This is a genomic window from Streptomyces sp. NPDC007808, from assembly GCF_042868655.1.
Taxonomy (GTDB): domain Bacteria; phylum Actinomycetota; class Actinomycetes; order Streptomycetales; family Streptomycetaceae; genus Streptomyces.
Map to the genome: position 1 here is coordinate 81,992 of NZ_JBIAEQ010000011.1, position 16,781 is coordinate 98,772.

At 71.4% G+C, this 16,781-nt stretch carries 16 protein-coding genes; 9 read left to right on the top strand and 7 right to left on the bottom strand.

The genetic code is table 11. The features are described from left to right. Nucleotides 1–108: 108 nt before the first annotated feature. Nucleotides 109–903 (top strand): SDR family NAD(P)-dependent oxidoreductase, encoded by a 795-nt coding sequence (locus ACFYNL_RS35245; protein ID WP_388811049.1) that lies wholly within the window; start codon nt 109–111, stop codon nt 901–903. Between the two features lie 148 nt (nt 904–1,051). Beyond that, the gene (locus ACFYNL_RS35250; RefSeq protein WP_388811052.1) at nt 1,052–2,668 is read left to right on the top strand and encodes a phospholipase D family protein; all 1,617 of its coding nucleotides are present in this window, start codon (nt 1,052–1,054) and stop codon (nt 2,666–2,668) included. A 79-nt stretch (nt 2,669–2,747) separates the two neighbouring features. Here the strand turns inward: ACFYNL_RS35250 and ACFYNL_RS35255 are convergent, their stop codons facing one another. Both ACFYNL_RS35255 and ACFYNL_RS35260 read right to left on the bottom strand, forming a co-directional pair. Continuing rightward, nucleotides 2,748–3,245 (bottom strand): hypothetical protein, encoded by a 498-nt coding sequence (locus ACFYNL_RS35255; RefSeq protein WP_388811054.1) that lies wholly within the window; start codon nt 3,243–3,245, stop codon nt 2,748–2,750. A 163-nt stretch (nt 3,246–3,408) separates the two neighbouring features. Further along, nucleotides 3,409–5,049, bottom strand: coding sequence for an FAD-binding oxidoreductase (locus ACFYNL_RS35260; RefSeq protein ID WP_388811056.1), 1,641 nt, complete (start codon nt 5,047–5,049; stop codon nt 3,409–3,411). A gap of 96 nt (nt 5,050–5,145) precedes the next feature. Between ACFYNL_RS35260 and ACFYNL_RS35265 the strand changes: the two genes are divergently transcribed. Beyond that, entirely contained in the window at nt 5,146–5,742 is a 597-nt protein-coding gene (locus ACFYNL_RS35265; RefSeq protein WP_388811059.1) for a TetR/AcrR family transcriptional regulator, read from the top strand. Between the two features lie 73 nt (nt 5,743–5,815). On the opposite strand, the gene ACFYNL_RS35270 is transcribed toward ACFYNL_RS35265, so the two are convergent. Beyond that, a complete protein-coding gene (locus ACFYNL_RS35270) occupies nt 5,816–6,385 on the bottom strand; it encodes a heme-binding protein (protein WP_388811062.1) in 570 nt (189 codons plus the stop codon). Nucleotides 6,386–6,617: 232 nt separating this feature from the next. Between ACFYNL_RS35270 and ACFYNL_RS35275 the strand changes: the two genes are divergently transcribed. Both ACFYNL_RS35275 and ACFYNL_RS35280 read left to right on the top strand, forming a co-directional pair. After that, nucleotides 6,618–7,823 carry a sensor histidine kinase gene (locus ACFYNL_RS35275; protein ID WP_388811064.1) on the top strand — a complete coding sequence of 402 codons (1,206 nt, stop codon included), beginning with the start codon at nt 6,618–6,620 and terminating at the stop codon, nt 7,821–7,823. Further along, the gene (locus tag ACFYNL_RS35280) at nt 7,820–8,461 is read left to right on the top strand and encodes a response regulator (protein ID WP_388811066.1); all 642 of its coding nucleotides are present in this window, start codon (nt 7,820–7,822) and stop codon (nt 8,459–8,461) included. The genes ACFYNL_RS35275 and ACFYNL_RS35280 overlap by 4 nt, the downstream gene beginning before the upstream one ends. Nucleotides 8,462–8,641: 180 nt before the next feature. Here ACFYNL_RS35280 and ACFYNL_RS35285 read toward each other — a convergent pair whose 3' ends face one another. The 3 genes from ACFYNL_RS35285 to ACFYNL_RS35295 all read right to left on the bottom strand — a co-directional run bounded on the left by ACFYNL_RS35285 (nt 8,642) and on the right by ACFYNL_RS35295 (nt 10,839). Next, entirely contained in the window at nt 8,642–9,070 is a 429-nt protein-coding gene (locus ACFYNL_RS35285; protein ID WP_388811069.1) for a subtilase-type protease inhibitor, read from the bottom strand. Nucleotides 9,071–9,539: 469 nt separating this feature from the next. After that, complete coding sequence (locus ACFYNL_RS35290) at nt 9,540–9,974, bottom strand: hypothetical protein (RefSeq protein ID WP_388811072.1); 435 nt, start codon at nt 9,972–9,974, stop codon at nt 9,540–9,542. A gap of 28 nt (nt 9,975–10,002) precedes the next feature. Further along, nucleotides 10,003–10,839, bottom strand: coding sequence for a DUF1206 domain-containing protein (locus tag ACFYNL_RS35295; RefSeq protein ID WP_388811075.1), 837 nt, complete (start codon nt 10,837–10,839; stop codon nt 10,003–10,005). 319 nt (nt 10,840–11,158) lie between these two features. On the opposite strand from ACFYNL_RS35295, the gene ACFYNL_RS35300 reads away from it, so the two are divergent. The 3 genes from ACFYNL_RS35300 to ACFYNL_RS35310 all read left to right on the top strand — a co-directional run bounded on the left by ACFYNL_RS35300 (nt 11,159) and on the right by ACFYNL_RS35310 (nt 13,987). Beyond that, on the top strand, nt 11,159–12,025 hold the full coding sequence (locus ACFYNL_RS35300; RefSeq protein ID WP_388811078.1) for a hypothetical protein: 867 nt from the start codon (nt 11,159–11,161) through the stop codon (nt 12,023–12,025). A gap of 316 nt (nt 12,026–12,341) precedes the next feature. Further along, nucleotides 12,342–13,160, top strand: coding sequence for a class I SAM-dependent methyltransferase (locus ACFYNL_RS35305; RefSeq protein WP_388811080.1), 819 nt, complete (start codon nt 12,342–12,344; stop codon nt 13,158–13,160). A 110-nt stretch (nt 13,161–13,270) separates the two neighbouring features. Beyond that, the gene (locus ACFYNL_RS35310; RefSeq protein WP_388811083.1) at nt 13,271–13,987 is read left to right on the top strand and encodes a hypothetical protein; all 717 of its coding nucleotides are present in this window, start codon (nt 13,271–13,273) and stop codon (nt 13,985–13,987) included. A 61-nt stretch (nt 13,988–14,048) separates the two neighbouring features. Here ACFYNL_RS35310 and ACFYNL_RS35315 read toward each other — a convergent pair whose 3' ends face one another. Continuing rightward, on the bottom strand, nt 14,049–14,912 hold the full coding sequence (locus ACFYNL_RS35315) for an endonuclease/exonuclease/phosphatase family protein (protein WP_388811086.1): 864 nt from the start codon (nt 14,910–14,912) through the stop codon (nt 14,049–14,051). A gap of 491 nt (nt 14,913–15,403) precedes the next feature. Between ACFYNL_RS35315 and ACFYNL_RS35320 the strand changes: the two genes are divergently transcribed. Continuing rightward, entirely contained in the window at nt 15,404–16,780 is a 1,377-nt protein-coding gene (locus ACFYNL_RS35320; protein ID WP_388811684.1) for a rhodanese-like domain-containing protein, read from the top strand. The last annotated feature ends 1 nt before the right edge of the window (nt 16,781 follow it).

Here is a 16,781-nt window from a genome sequence, read left to right on the forward strand (position 1 = left end):
TCGATTCTGTTGCGACCCGTCACTTCCGGCGTTTGCGTATAGGAGTCGTGTGCAAGTGATCAGGGGGTACCCGGTCGGTTCGCGTCCGCACATGAAAGGAGCTGCCGCATGCGCATCGATCTGAAGGGCCGTACCGCCCTGGTCACCGGTTCCACCCAGGGGATCGGCGCGGCGATCGCCGCCGGCCTGGCCCGCGCCGGGGCTCGCGTCGGGGTCAACGGCCGTGACCCGGAGCGTGTGGAGCGCAGTGTCGCCGAACTGGCGCAGGAGGTGCCCGCAGCGGAATGGGTGCCCGTCCCGGCGGATGTGAGCACGCAGGCAGGCGCCGACCAGGTCGCCGAGAGGCTGCCGGAGGTGGACGTCCTCGTCAACAACCTCGGCGTCTTCGCCGCCGCCGACCCCCTGGAGATCAGCGACGCCGAGTGGCGGCGCTACTTCGAGGTGAACGTGCTCTCCGCCGTACGGCTCACCCGGCAGTACCTGCCGGGCATGACCGAACGCGGCTGGGGCCGCGTGCAGTACATCGCCAGCGACTCGGCGCTCGTCACCCCGGCCGAGATGATCCACTACGGCATGTCCAAGACGGCGTTGCTCGCGGTGAGCCGGGGATTCGCCAAGCAGGCCGCCGGCACCGGGGTGACGGTGAACTCCGTCATCGCCGGGCCCACCCACACGGGCGGCGTGGAGGACTTCGTCTACGAACTGGTCGACCGCGACCTGCCCTGGGACGAGGCCCAGCGCGTCTTCATGCGCGAGCACCGCCCGCAGAGTCTGCTGCAACGGCTGATCGAGCCCGAGGAGATCGCCCACATGGTGGTCTACCTCAGCTCCGACCAGGCGTCGGCCACCACCGGCGGTGCCCTGCGGGTGGACGGCGGATACGTCGACTCGATCCTGCCGTGACCCGACGCGCGGGGGAGGGGGCAGAGCCGCGGATCAGGTCAGGGTGACTTCTTCGACCGATCCGGTCGACGCCAGGGGCCGGCGTCCGACGCCGCGATGAGACAGCGCGAACGGGGTACCCGTCCGCACTGTCTGGAGGACCTGTGCTGTGGAACTGACCGACTGGCTGCTGACCTCGGGCGAACGCGGCAACAGTGCCACACGTCTGGACAGGCGCCGACCGGACCGGGCGGCCTGGTCGCACGGAAACCTGGTGCGGCCCCTCGTCCACGGCGGGACCTACTTCGCGGCACTCCACAGCGCGATCCGTGAGCAGCGCGCCGGGGACCTGCTGCTGTTCACCGACTGGCGTGGCGACCCCGACGAGCGCCTCGACGGCCCCGGCAGCGAGATCGGCAAGGTGCTGGCGGAGGCGGCCGAACGCGGGGTCATCGTCAAGGGGCTGCTGTGGCGCTCCCACCTGGACCGCTTCCAGTTCAGCGAGGCGGAGAACCGCCACCTGGGCGAGGAGATCGAGGCGGCGGGCGGCGAGTGCCTTCTCGACATGCGGGTGCGGCCCGGTGGCTCGCACCACCAGAAGCTCGTCGTGCTGCGGCACCCCGGCCGCCCCGAACGCGACATCGCCTTCGTCGGCGGTATCGACCTGTGCCACAACCGCCACGACGACGCGAGCCACGCAGGCGACCCGCAGGCACTGCCCATCGCCACCGCGTACGGACCGCATCCGCCGTGGCACGACGTGCAGCTCGCGATACGCGGGCCGGCCGTCGGCGACATCGAGGCAGGGTTCCGGGAACGCTGGGAGGACCCCGCCCCGCTCACCCGCAGCCCGCTGGTCCGCCTGCGGGAACTCGCCCATCGTGAGGACACGTACGCCGACTCGCTGCCTCCGCAGGCGCCCGACCCCGAGCCGTGCGGCACCCATGTCGTCCAGGTCCTGCGCACCTACCCGAACCGCTTGCTGCGCGGCTACGCCTTCGCCCCCGACGGGGAACGCAGCATCGCCCGCGGCTACCGCAAGGCGCTGAGACGGGCCCGAGCGCTGATCTACCTGGAGGACCAGTACCTGTGGTCCCCCCACGTGGTCGAGTGCTTCGCGGAAGCCCTCACCGCCAACCCCGATCTGCACCTGATCGCGGTCATCCCCTCCGTGCCCGAGCAGGACGGCAGGATCACCCTGCCGATGAACCTCATCGGGCGGGTCACGGCCCTGGACAGACTGCGCCACGCCGGTGGTGGGCGCGTGGCGGTGTACGGGCTGGAGAACCACGCCGGCACACCGGTCTACGTCCATGCCAAGGTGTGCGTGATCGACGACGTGTGGGCCTCGGTCGGCTCGGACAACATCAACCTCCGCTCCTGGACGCACGACTCCGAACTCACCTGTGCCGTCCTGGACGAGAGCCACGACCCGCGCGAGCCGCGCGACCCCGGTGGTCTCGGAGACGGGGCGCGCCGCTTCGCCAGGGAGCTGCGCCTGGAACTCGCGCGCGAGCACCTGGACCAGGAGGCACCCGGGGACGCGCAGGCACCCGACCCCCTCTGCGACCCCCGCAAGGCGTTCGAGACCTTCGCGGCGACCGCTGCCGCCCTGGACGCCTGGTACGACAACGGCCGCCGCGGCCCGAGGCCGCCCGGGCGCTTGCGCACGTACCGCCGACCGAACCTCTCGCGTCCGGCCAGGACGCTCTACGCGCCCCTGCACCGCCTCCTCGTCGATCCGGACGGCCGCCCCTTCCTGCTGAGGCGGCGCAACGACTACTGACGACCACCGAGGGCTACCGACGCTCGACACCTGCTCAGCGCACGGCACGGCGCAGCGCCGGGCCCGGGAGCGCGGATTCCTACGGGCCCTCGTGGTGGGCCGACGCTTCCGCGACCTTCTTGAGCGCCGACGTCGTCTCGGGGTCACCGACCTTGGCGGGCTGGTCGTGCCTGCCGTTCTCCGCGTGCTCGGGATGGAAATGGGAAGGGGACAGCCGGTCGCCGGGGCCCTGGGACTCCGACCGGCCGCCCGGGCCCTCCGAGGGCGCAGCGGCAGTGCGCCCGTCGCCGTCGACCGGCTCCTGCGGAGCGTCGCGGTGGGGGCGCGGCTGGGTCAGCCATGCGACGGCCGCGCCGGTGAGAGCAAGCGGCCACTCCACCACGCCCGCCACGCCGAGCACACCGGCCCCGGTGTAGACCGCCATCCGGCGGCCACGTGGCGAGACCGCCCCGATCCGGTCCAGCGCACCGTCGGCGACCTTGCTCACCTGCTCTGCTCCGGGCAGGCGGCGGATCCCCGAGCCGAGGGTCCGGAACGGCTGAGGAAGATCCGACGAACTCGTCCTGGCCTGGCTCATTTCGAACTCCCTCCGCGTGTCTTCGGGGTATTCCGCCCGAGTTTCCCCTGTCGCGGCACATATGCGGCGTTCCAGCCTCGCGTGGCCCCTGGACCTGGGACCGCCACCGCGGACCGCGACGCCCTCAGGGCGGACGGCGACCCGTCGGCGTCCTGCCTCCGGCTCAGCCAGTCCCCTGGGGACGTACGGGCTCAGGAAGCAGGACTCCGGGATTGAGGACGCCGCCCGGGTCGAGAGCCGACTTCGCGGCGGTGAGCGCGGCGGCGAAGGGACCGGGGCGCTGGCGGTCGTACCAGGGCCGGTGATCGCGGCCGACCGCATGGTGATGCGTGATCGTGCCACCGGATTCCGCGATCGCCTCGGACACCGCGGTCTTGATGTCGTCCCACTGGCGGACCATGCTGCCCCAGCGGCCGGGCGCGTACACGCTGAAGTAGGGCGCCGGGCCGTCCGGGTAGACATGGGTGAACCGGCAGGCGATCACTCCCGTTCCGGCGACCTCGTCGACGGCGCGCCGTGCCGCCTCGGTGACCGCTTGGTGCAGGGCGCCGAACCTGTCCCAGGTGCACGCCGTCTCGAAGGTCTCCGCGATCACCGAGTGGCGGGCCAACGCGTCCCGCTGATAGGGCATCCGCAGGAACGACGAACGCCATGTCTCGGCGGCGGACCCGTCCCTCCCGCGACCGTCCGACCCGCCTCGCGCCCGCCCGTCGCCGGCCTCTCCCGCAGAGTCGACGGACGGCTCGCCGCCGTGGTCCCGGCACAGTTCCACCGCTCGCTCCAGGCTGCCGCCCACCGGGTGGTCCGCCGACTCGAAGCCGAGGACGAGGAGGCCGCCGCCCACGCTCACCCCCGCGTTGATCAGTGCCTCGGTGGCGTCGAGGAGACGGCAGTTCGCCGGGTTCAGTCCGCTCTGCGCGACGGCCCGGGTGGCCGCCACGGCCGATGCGTAGTCGCCGAACCGCACGGTGGTGCCGGCGCGCAGGCGCGGGCGCTCCTGCAGGCGCATCCACGCCTCGGTGATGATCCCCAGTGTCCCCTCACTGCCCAGGAAGAGCCGGTCCGGTGACGGTCCCGCGCCCGATCCCGGCAGTCGCCGCGACTCGCTGATCCCGACGGGCGTCACCACACGCATCGATTCCAGCAGGTCGTCGATGTGCGTGTACCGGGTCGCGTAGTGACCGCCCGCACGAGTGGCGAGCCAGCCGCCCAGTGTGGAGAACTCGAAGGACTGCGGGAAGTGGCGCAGCGTCAGGCCGTGCGGCCGCAGCTGGTCCTCCAGCCGCGGTCCGAGCACCCCCGCCTGGACCCGTGCGGCCCGGCTCGTGGCGTCGACCTCCAGGACCCTGCTCAGCCGCCCGAGGTCGAGGGTGACGACGGCGGGATGGCCGTCACCACGCGGCTCCACGCCGCCGACCACCGAGCTGCCGCCGCCATAGGGCACCACCGCGATGCCCTCGCGCGTGCACCAGTCGAGCAGGTCGGTCACGTCCTGCTCGTGGCGGGGCCGGGCGACGAGGTCCGGTACATGGCGCAGATCGCCCTGCAGATTGCGCACCACGTCCCGGAACGCCTTGCCGTGCGCGTGCCCGGCCCGGTCGGTGGGATCGGCCGAGCACAGGCCCGCGAGCGAGGCCGGTGGGCTCACCCGGGGCTCGGGCAGGCCGAGTGCGGCGACGCTCGGCGGCTCGTGGTCGGTCAGCCCGCCCGGCAGCAGTGCTCGCACCCGCCCCAGCAGCGCGTCAAGCTCAGCGCCGCGCACCGCGTCCTCCACGTTGCCCCAACCCCACCACGACCGCGTCATGCCGCCCCGCTCTCCGGCCCGTGGGCGGACCACGAACCATGGAATTGACCACTGGGTAAATTACTCCGGGGTCATATCGTTGGCTAGGATGGGGGCATGGGCAAGGCCGGGACCAAGGGCGTCTCCCGACTCGACCGGGAGCGGCAGATCATCGACGTGGCCGTGGAGGAGTTCGGCAGACACGGATACGCGGGCGTCTCCGTCGCCGCCGTCGCCCGGCGCGCCGGCATCTCCAAGCCGCTGGTGTACAGCTACTTCGACTCCAAGGACGGTTTGTACCTCGCCTGCGTCCACCAGGTCGGCGCCCTCCTGGTGGACGCGGTGGCCGCCGCACGGTCCCGCAGCGGTTCGACCGGTCACGCCGCCGACACCCTGGCGGCGATCTTCACCGCCGTGGAACACCGCCGGTACGCATGGTCCGTGCTCTACGACCCGGCACTCCCGCCGGCCGGTGAGCTGCGCGACGCCGTGAACCACTACCGGGGCCGACTGGCCGCCATGGGTGCCGCCGGTGCCGCGCAACTCCTCGCCCACGCCGGGCACGACGACCCGCTCGACCACGACCTGCTCAACCATGTGTGGCAGCACGCCGTCACCGCCGTCATGCGCTGGTGGTTCGAGCATCCGGACCAGAGCACGTCCGAGATGACGGCCCGGTGCGCCCGCCTCCTCGCGGCGCTCGGCACCGAATGACCCGGGTACGCCGTCACCGCACAGGGCCGTTCGCCTAGCCGACAGGCGGATGCGCCGGACCCGGCCACACCTCCTAGCGGGCGATCGCGTGTACGCCGGCCTGCGCGAACTTCTCGTCCAGCGCTCCGGACGGGGCGCCCGCGACGCCGATGCCGGCGATCGGCGCCTTGTCGGCGGTGACGGGCACACCGCCCGCCAGGAACAGGGTGCCGGGGATGTCCTTCAGGTTGGGCGCCTGCTCCAGGCGCTCGGTCAGCTGGGAGGTGGGGGCGTTCCAGGCGACCGCGGTGAACGCCTTGCGCTCGGCGGACTCGTAGGACTGCGGGCCGGCGCCGTCGCCGCGCAGGGTGACGACGGTGTTGCCGTTGCGGTCGACGACGGCGACCGTGACGCGCTGGTTCTCCTGCTCGGCGGCGTCGAGCGCGGCCTGCGCGGCCCTGGTGGCGGCGTCGATCGTCAGGTGGGTGGAGGTGGTGGTGGCCCGGGCGGGGGCACCGGCCGAAGCGGCGGCGGTGGACGTCGTGGCCGGCGCCGAGGCGTTCGCGGACACCGCGCCGAAGCCCGCCAGGGCGACGACGGCGAGCACCGCCCCGCCGGTGGCGACGCGGGCACGACGGGAGAGGTTCTTGCGTACGCGGTTCATGGTCGGTCGACTCCTTCGGTGGGCGGGGCGGCCCGATTGCCGCCCCGCTTGGTCCGCTCTCCACCCTCGGCCCGCGACGGGGCCCCCGCGGTCGGCGTTCCGGCTGCACCGCTCGCACGCGACGGATGACACCGGGGTCATCCGATCGGTTGACATGCCGAGACTGCGCACCGGGCCACAATGAAGGTGTTTGCCCAGTTCAGCGCTGACGTGTGGAAGGGAGGCGACCCGCATGGGGGACCGGTCGCGCGCACCGGACACCGTGGACACGCGATGGCTCGGCGTCGTGATGCACGCGGCGTTCTTCCTGCTGCTCGGCGGAGCGCTGGCCCGCTTCCTGCTGCGTCACCCCGGCGAGCCGCGCACGCCGTGGATCATCGCGCTGTGCGTCGTACTCGCAGCGCTTCACCTGCTGGGCCCCAGGCCCGCAGACTCGACCGTGCGGCGCACCAGGCGGCACACCGCCTGGCTGACGCTCGTCGTCATCGTGTGGATGGTCCTCGTCGTCCTCGCGCCCAGCTTCGCCTGGTGCGCGGTGCCCTTGTTCTACGTCGGCCTGCGCACACTGCCGCCCCGCGCCGCCCTCGCCCTCGTGGCACTCCTGACCGTGTTCGTCGTCGCCGCCCAGGTCGAGCTCGCGGGCCGCTTCGATCCCAACCTGGTCCTCGCGCCGCCCGCCGTCGCGGCCCTCGCCACCGCCGTCTTCCTGCAGATGGAACGGCACACCGCCCGCCAGCGCGTCCTGATCGACGACCTGATCCGCACCCGGCACGAACTCGCCGCCTCCGAACGCCGCGAGGGCACCCTCGCCGAACGCCAGCGGCTCTCCATGGAGATCCACGACACCCTCGCCCAGGGCCTGTCCAGCCAGCGGATGCTGCTCCAGGCGGCGGACCGGGTGTGGGACACCGAACCGGCCAAGGCCCGCGCCCATGTCCGCACCGCCGCTTCCGTCGCCGAGCACAACCTCGCCGAGGCCCGGCGCTTCGTGCACGACCTGGCCCCCGCCGACCTCGCCCGGGGCGGCGGACTGGAACAGGCGCTGCGCACCCTGGCGGCGCGCGAGTCCGTGGCGCACCTGACCGTACGCGTCCACGTGGACGACGACGGCCGCCTGCCCGACCTGCCGGACCGGGTGCAGTCCGCCCTGCTGCGCATCGCCCAGGGCGCGCTGGCCAACGTCCGCGAACACGCAGAAGCCACCACGGCGGCCCTCACCCTCACCCTGCTGGACGACACGGTCGTACTCGACGTCACCGACGACGGTCACGGCTTCGACCCCGCCGCACCGCCGGTCGCTTCCGAAGGGGAGCGCGGCCACGGACTGCCCGCGATGCGGGCCCGGCTCCGTTCCCTCGGCGGCACCCTGACCGTCGAGTCCGCTCCCGGCCAGGGCACCGTGCTGTCCGCCGCAGTCCCCCTGGAGGCGCCCCGATGATCCCCGACCGCGCTCCCGTGCGGATCCTGGTCTGCGACGACCACGCCGTCGTACGGGCCGGGCTGCTCGCGCTGCTCGACAGCGCCCCGGACATCGAGGTCGTCGGCGAGGCCGGCACCGGCGAGGAGGCCCTCGCGCTGGCCGCGAAACTGGTCCCGGACGTGGTGCTGATGGACCTGCAGCTCGGTGCGGGCATCGACGGCGTGGAAACCACCCGTCGGCTCACCTCCGCCCCTGGCTCCTCGACCCATGTCCTGGTCCTGACCACCTACGACACCGACGCCGACATCACCCGCGCCATCGAGGCGGGCGCCACCGGGTATCTGCTCAAGGCCGAGCGCCCCGACGAACTCTTCGCCGCGATCCACGCCGCCGCCGCGGGACGCACCGCCCTGTCGGCGCCGGTCGCCGGCCGCGTCATGGCCCACCTGCGCCGGCCCCGCCCCACGCTCACCGACCGCGAACGGGACATCCTCGCTCAGCTCGCCCGAGGCATCGGCAACCGCGACATCGCCCGCGCCCTGTACATCAGCGAGGCCACGGTCAAGACCCACCTCCGGCGCATCTACGACAAGCTCGGCGTCGACACGCGCGCGGGTGCGGTGGCGGTCGCCAAGGAGCGGCGTCTGCTGCCGTGACCGCTGTCGGTGCGGAATTGAATGAACACGAATTTAAAACGAAATTGAACACAAAATTGAACGTGACATTGAACGTGTCATTGAATGTGGCATCAACTGTGGGAGTTGACAATCGAACGAGCGGGCCGCCCGTCACCGGGCGACCCGCTCCGTCGATGAGGCTTTACTGAGTCGCGTGACTCAGAAGGCGAATGCCGAAGCCCCCTGGGTTTCCTTGATGCATGAATTGGCGAAGGTGTGCTCGTAGTTCACGCGCGTACCACGCCAGACACCCTGAACGGTGACGACAATGGGGCGGTATTCGCGTGTGCAGGGCTGCTCATTTCCGCGGAGCGTGGCCAGGCGGTCGAAGTCCCCGTTCACGCGGTCCAGGTCCGCACAGGCCTTTCGGGGGGCGGGGTGAGTCCCGGACGTGGTGTACGCGCAGTTCACGGTCACCGCGCGCTCCGGTGTCGCGGTGGCGGCCTGCTCTCCCTGGCCGACGGTCATGACCAGAGCGGAAGGCGCGTACAGCGAAGCCGGGGCGCTGTGGGCGGGCACGCTCAGAGGGCCCGCGACAGCCGTGGTGAGCAGAGCTCCTGTCATTGCCCAGCGTGTCATTGGACGCATGGTGTGTCTCCTTTCTGTTTGTGGTGCTTCAACGCCACGCAGTACCCGCGTCGTCGCCGGCGTCTCAGGAAGGAAGGGTTCGAATGTTTCCCGGTGCTGCAATTCGGACCATATTGCTCGTTCAATCAGTGGCCTGATCGGTCGATACGGGCTCGCTACTGAGGAGGTGAGCGGCCTTGCATTTCGTTCTTCGGGGAAGGCGTGGCCGATGTGCCTGGGGTGGGATATGGCTCGAAAGTGGTGAGTTCGTTTTCGGCCCCGGGTTGCGCCCCCCGGGTTGTGCCCCGCAGGCGCGGGTCCGCTCCGCGGGCGGCCACACCGGTTCGACGAAGCCGGAGCGGGACAGCGGCGGTCGTCGTCCGCACACGCGGACGGGCCCCGCCCGCAGTCCCTGAAGGAGGCTGCGGGCGGGGCCCGTCCCGAGCGTCGAGTGACTCAGATCTCACTCGACGCCCACGCGTGCTGTGGCTCAGAAGTCGGTGGGCAGTCCGCTCACTTCGGCGATGCCCCGTAGCTCTTCCGTCTGCCGGTGTCGTTCCCTGATGTAGTCGGCGATCTCGGCAAGGCGGTCAGGGTCGGAAGCGGTACTCGCGTCCGTGACGATCCTGACCGGACCGGTGTCGTCGACGTCGATCTCGATCACTTCGTTGTCGAGGCGGCCGGTGACAGCGGTGGCGATGACGAGGGCGGCCTCGTCACGGACCTCCTGGGGCAGCTCGTCTTCGGTCCCGGTGTCGAGCGCGAGGTCGAGGCTGGAGAGGCGCTCCTCTTCGATCGCCTGGAGGACCGGTTCCACCATGCGCAGCAGGAGGCGGTAGTCCTCCGTCTCCATCCGGATGCGCAGGAGGTCCAGGTACGCGTCCACGGGCCGGCCGTCGCCATGCGGAATCTCGGAATCGCTCATTGGCTCCGTGTTCCCCGTGAGACGCCACTCAGACCCTTCGCCAGCGAGCCATGGCGAAGGAGAACACTCCGAACAGCACCAGACCGGCCGCAACGCAGACCAGCAGCCAGGGGCCGAGCGGAGTGTCGGCGAAGGTACGCAGCGTGTCGTCCAGCCCCTTGGCCTGGTCGGGCTCGTAGTCGATCGCCGCGCGGACCGCGAAGACACCGGCCACGGCGAACACCATCCCGCGGGCGGCGCCGCCGGCCACGCCGGTGATGTCCACCAGCTGACGTGTCCGGTGACTCATCTGCCCGAGCCTGAGCTTGTCGTGGTACTTGCGCAGGACCGCCCGTACCCCGATCCAGCAGCCGGCCGCTACGACGCCGATCCCCGCCGCTCCGACCAGCCACTGACCGGCTGGTATCTCCAGTGCCCTGGCGGTGGCGTCCCGGGACTGCTGGTCGCTTGACCCGCCGCTCTGGTTCCGGCTCACCGCGAACGTGAGCACGGAGTAGGCGACGAAGACGTAGAACGCGAAACGGACGGCGGCCAGCAGGCGCTTCCGGGCGCTGCGGCCGTCCCGTCCGACGGAACCGAAAAGCGCTTCGGACAGCCGCCACAGGGCCATGCCGACCAGCCCGATGCCCAGCGCCCACAGCAGCACCGCACCGAACGGTTTCTGTGACAGCTCCGCCAAGGCGCCCCCGCGGTCCGCCTGCTTGTCGCCGTCACCGAACGCGATCTGCAGCGCCAGCGCACCGACGAGCAGATAGATCACGCCCCGAGCCGCCAGACCCGCCCGTGCCGCCGTCTCGGTGGCCGAACCCCGGGCCGCCCGTCGGGCCCGCAGTCGCCCCGTCCCTGCCAACGCACTCGTGTCCATGTAGACCTCCCGGCAGTCCGGATGCCCCGGCTCGGCCGCCACACACGCGGCTCGTCCGCCGTCGAGCCCCCGCCCTCCCTGCATCGATTGCGATTCCCGGATGCTCACATTCCGGTTCTTCTCCGGCAGGAATCCCCACTGTCCGACTTCCCGCACCTCACCACCATGAACATGGGGAAATGTCCTAAGGGTCGACCAAGAACCTCGAAAACAGGTCAAGTCTCCTTACCTGTGGACGTATTCCCTCCAGCCGGGGCACTCGCGCCGCAACCGACGACACGTCAGACCCAGGCGGTCATCGTGAGGAGAGAGGGAATCCATGCGGAGCACGAGGGGGATGGTGAAGGCAGGCGCGATCGGTACGGCCCTCCTGATGGGGAGCGTCGTACTCACGGCCTGCGGGGACGACGGTGAACCCGAGGCCGACCGGCCCGCCGCTTCGGTGAGCGCGAGCGGAGACGCCCGGAACGAGAGCACGACGGCGGTGCGCAGCGCCTACGACAGGACCGCGGAGGCGGAGACCGCGAGGATGACGGTCAAGGTGCGGGCCGCGGCGAACGGCGAAGCGGTCACCTCCGACGGCGAGGGGGCCATCGACCTCGACGACGGCGACAGCACCATGACGGTCAAGGCCGAGGGCAGGACCGTCGAGCAGCGCGTGGTCGACCAGGTCCTCTACCAGAAGGCCCCTGGCCGGAAGGCGGCCGGCGGCAAGCCCTGGATCAAGATCGATCTTCAGCAGGTCACCGAACGGCAGGGCGTGAACCCCGACCAGATCGGGGACCCGGCCCAGAGCGCCGCCTATTCCAAGGCGATCAGTGACGACGACGTCTCCAAGGTGGGCACCGAGACGATCGACGGAGTCGAAACCACCCGGTACAAGGTCTCGGTCGACGTCGCGCAACTGCCCGGCGGCACCCGACTGCGCGAGCAACTCGGCCCCACGATGCCGATGGAGATCTGGCTGGACGACGACGGCCGCATCCGCCGCCAGCAGGTCGACATGACGGTCGAGGCCCCGGCGTCCGCCCAGCCGGACACCGGCGCCTCGCGCCAACAGGTCAAGGTCAGCACGATGATGGAGTTCTCCGACTTCGGGACGGAGGTCGACGCCGAAGCCCCGCCGGGCGACAAGGTCGCCGACATGACCGACCAGGTGCTCCGAAACGGCCAGAAGGAGAGCTGACCTGGCGAGGGCCCGGCCGAACGGTGCCGGGCCCGCCCCAGGTGCGCGGGCGGCGGGCGTCGGCCCGCCTCGGGCCCTTTTCGGCCCCGGCGCACCGGCCCCACCCTCGGCGGCGTGCGGCCGGCCGACGTCGCTCCGTTGGGCCGATGGGCTCGGACCCGGCGCGCCTCGGCGGTGACAGCGCCCGCCGCAGGAGGATCGGTGCGAGGGCGGTCCGCGACCGGCCGCCCAGGCACCGCCCCACCCCGTGAAGAGGTCCGGCCATGAACCTGTTCGACCATCTCGACGGCACCTTCAAAGCTGAGCGGGCGGCGGCGTGACGGCCGCGTCGGGCGGGGGCGCGTCGGACGGCGGCCGTTACGGCGAGGCCGTCTTCCGGCCTGAACAGGCAGGGGAGGGCGAGCGCATCGACTTCGGGGCCCTCGCCTACGACGACGTCACCATGGCGCGGTTGCGGGCGCTCGGGGCCGGCCCCGGATGGCGCTGTCTCGACGTGGGCGCAGGCACGGGCACGGTCTCCCGCAGGCTGCTGGACGAGGCCCGGGTGGCGAGCGTGCTCGCCGTGGACCGCGACGCACGTTTCCTCTCCGAGCGGCCCGCACCCGGCCTCGACGTGCGGGAGGCCGACATCACGGCCCCCGACTTCGATCCCGGACGATTCCACCTCGTCCACGCGCGTTTCGTACTGATGCACCTGCCCGAGCGTGAACGTCTGATCAGGGCCCTGGCCGAACACGTGGCGCCCGGCGGAGTGCTGGTCCTCAGCGACGCGATCGACCTGACGAGCGAACGGGCGCCCAGCACGCCGTACACGGTGGCGATGCGGGCGATGTGGCAGGGGCTGCGGGCCACCATCGGTACCGATGTCTCCTGGGTGCCCACCTACCCGCAGCTGCTGCGCGGGACGCAACTCGTGTCCGTCGCCGCCGAGATCCATGTGCCGCCGCTGCTGCCGGGCAGTCCCATCAGCCGCTTCTGGGCGGACACCTGGGAGCGGAGCAGGTCGGCGATGCTCGCCACCGGCCTGGTCGACGACGCGGCCGTCGACGCGGCGGTCCGGTACCTGGAGTCCGGCGAGTGCGCCGCGCTGTCAGCGGGGATGCTGACCGTCTGGGGATGGAAGCCCGAGAGGTGAAGCCCGTACGCCGCCTTGAGGTGAGTTGGCCGCTCATCCGGACGCCTGCCCCATGATCCCCTGACGAAAATTGGGTGGGCGGCCGCGAGGGCTCAACCGATGATGTGGGTATGACCGATGCGCCGGCGATCAGCACTTTGACCTTGCGGCACAGGATTCCGGAAGACTGGGCGGCGGGCCCCTGGGCCGAAGTGCGGCCTCTGATCGACGGCGTCGACGTCCTGAGGGAGGTCCACCCGGAAGGCACGGCGTCCAGTTGCCGGGACTGGACGGGGCCGGCCGAGAGTTGGCCGCTGGCCGTCTCGGAGAGACCCCGCAGGGTCATGATCACCGAGCCGACGTGCACGGCCGGTTGTTGCGGTGCCCTGTACGTCACGATGCGCCGCGAGGGCGACCGGGTGGTCTGGGACGCCTGGGAGAACACCAGCGACACCGCTGCCGTGCCGGCCGTTGTGCGCTTCGACGCGGCCCAGTACGACGCGGAACTCGCGCGGGCCGCGGCGGACCGCAGTTGGGAGGAACCGGTGGACACCGTCGCCCGGCTCCTTGAGCGGACGCTCGCGGACAGCCGATGGTTCGAACGTTGGGGCTGTGTCCTCACGAGTGTCTCGCCGCGACGCGCGGAACCCGGACTCCCCGAGGCGCTGACGAGCCCCGAGGGAGTCGATGTCGAGTTCCGTCAGACCGAAGGACCGGGCAGGCCCGCAGTCGCCTACCGGTACGAGTTGTTCGTCACCCGCGGCGAGTCCGCGGAGGCGCAGGTACGCAGGCTCGCCGACGGCATTCTGGCCGACGATCCGCGGAAGACCGCTGAGAGGGAAGGCTGAGGCACGCTGACGCAGAGGCCCTGGGTCCCGGACCGCCGGGAAAACCGTCCGAGGACGTCCCTCAGGTGAGGTCCAGGTCGGTGTGCAGCAGATGGTGATCCGAGTACGGGGTCGGGCGCACCTGGTGCCTGAGTGGGACGATGCCGCGCAGGAAGATGTAGTCGAACTTGCTCTGCCAGTCGGTCGTCGCCTTGCAGGTGCCGGTGGGCAGGGGATGACACCGGCCGTCCGTGTCCGCGGCCAGTGCCCACATCCTGCTGAGTTCGGGTGCGTCCGGAACGGCGTTGAAGTCGCCGAGGACGATCGCGCGTTCGTGCCCGGCGACGTCCGCGGCCAGGACGCCGGTCTGGTCCGCTCGGACCGCCTCCTGACGGCGTTGCGCGAGGTGTGTGTTGAAGACCCGCACGCTCTCGCCGCCCACGGTCGTGGTGACCGCCATGTAACCGCGGTCCTCGGAGCCGCCGTCGGGGTATTCCACGTTCACGAGATCCGTCATCGGTGCCGCCGAGAGGAGTGCCTGGCCGAACCCCCCCGGGCTCCACGGCGCTCCTCCGCAGCGGCTCCAACTCTGCAGAACCGTCCCGTACTCGACGTGGTAGACCAGCCCGTGGAGGTGCTCCAGATAGTCCCGGATCCTCTCCACGTCACGCACGCACGCTTCTTGCAGACCGATGACCTGGGGCGCGTACGCGGCGATCTGCGCTGCGCGGTCGACGTTGCTCGTGTCGCAGGGATTGCAGATGTTCCAGGTCATGACCCGGTTCGCGACGACATCCCTGGCGGATTCGACGGGCTGTGACCTGGCGGCGAGGGCACCGCTCGGCGCACTGGGGCCGACCAGCATCACGAAGACCGCGGTCAAGACGGCCGCGAGCAGCCGTGTGCTTCTTCCGAGCACTGTCCCCTCCTCACCGTGGACATCCATGGCATCCGATGTCCTCCCGCATGAGGTTATGGGACGAGCCTGTGAGCGACGCGTGCCGGTGCGCCCGGTCCCATGAGGCGGAAGGCGCTGCGACGCACCGCCCGGGCCAGGGCCGGGAGCCACGGCCGGCCCACACACCGCCTTGTCGCACATGACGTACGCCGGCCCCGCACCGCGGGTGCTCACCGGCTGAGCTCCGGCCGCCGGCCGGGCAGGCCGGCCCTGTGCGCCTCGCTCCAGGTCTCGGCGAGGCTGCGCACCGGGGTACTCGTGAGCGTACGAGCAGACGTGCGGCCGCCGTTGCGCCGATGCCGGTTCTCAAGGCAGGACCGGGTACCCGTCGCAGCGGGTGGCGCGGGACGAAGCCCGGCGAGGGAGCCAGGTGAAGGGGCCAGGTGAGGGAGCCTGCCCCGCCAAGATACCCCCGGGGGTACTTCTCGTGGGTGGACCACTGAGACCCCCGGGTACACCGTTCAAGAGGAGTCGTGATCGTGTTCTTCGTCGACACCTTGGAGTTCGAGGGACTGGGCAACCGCAGCTACCTGGCCGGCGGCGCCAGGGCGGTGGTCGTCGTCGATCCGCCGCGCGACGTCGACCAGGTCATCGCCGCCGCGGCCCGACGGGGAGTGCGGATCGCCCTCGTTGCCGAGACCCACGTGCACAACGACTACGTCACCGGCGGCCTGGAGCTGGCCCGGGTGACCGGGGCCCGCTACCTGGTGCCCGCCGCGGCGTCGGTCGCCTACGTCCGCACCCCCGTCACCGACGGCGACACGTTCACCGTGGACGAGGGCTTGGAGCTGCGGGCGATGGCAACGCCGGGCCATACCCCGCACCACACCTCCTACGCGCTTCAGCGGGACGGGCGGGCGGTGGCGGTGTTCACCGGCGGCTCGCTGCTGATCGGCACCGTGGGGCGGCCGGACCTGGTCGAGCCGCGGCTGACCGAGCGGCTGGCCCGCGACCAGCACGCCTCCGCCCGCCGCTTGGCCGACGAGTTGGACGACGAGGTGCAGGTGCTGCCCACCCACGGCTTCGGCAGCTTCTGCGCCTCCGCCCAGGCCGCGGGGGACACGACCACGATCGGCGAGGAGCGCCGGACCAACGACGCGTTGACCCAGGACGTCGACACCTTCGTCGCCCGGATGCTCGCCGGACTGGACGACGTGCCCGCCTACTACGCCCACATAGGCCCGGTCAACGCCGACGGCCCCGCACCCGTCGACCTCACCTCACCCGAGGCCGCGGACGCCGAGGAGATCGCCGCACGGCTGGCGGCGGGGGAGTGGGTGGTGGACGTACGCAACCGGGTCGCGTTCGCCCAGGGGCATGTGGCCGGGGCCTTCAACTTCGAGGGCGAGGGCAAGCTCGCCACCTACCTCGCCTGGCTGATCCCTTGGGGCAAGCCCGTCACCCTGCTCGCCGACACCCCCGAACAGGTCGCCGACGCCCAGCGGGAACTGGTGCGGGTGGGCATCGACCGCCCGGCCGCCGCGGCCACCGGCGACCCCACGACCTGGATCCGCTCCGACGAGCAGCTCGCTTCCTTCCCACGTGCCCGCTTCGCCGACCTCGCCGAAGCGCGCGAGAGCGGCGAGCGGGTGGTGCTGCTGGATGTGCGCCGGGACTCCGAGCGTGCGGACGGCTATGTCGACGGCTCGGTGCACATCCCGATCCACCAGCTGTACGGCCGTCTCGGCGACGTCCCGGACGGGCTGGTGTGGGTGCACTGCGCCGGCGGGATGCGTGCGGCCATCGCCGCCTCCCTCCTCGACGCGGCCGGCCGTGACGTGGTCGCCCTCGACGACGGCATCGCCGCGGCCGCCGACGCCGGCCTCACCCTCGCCCGCCCCGACACCACCCACTGAA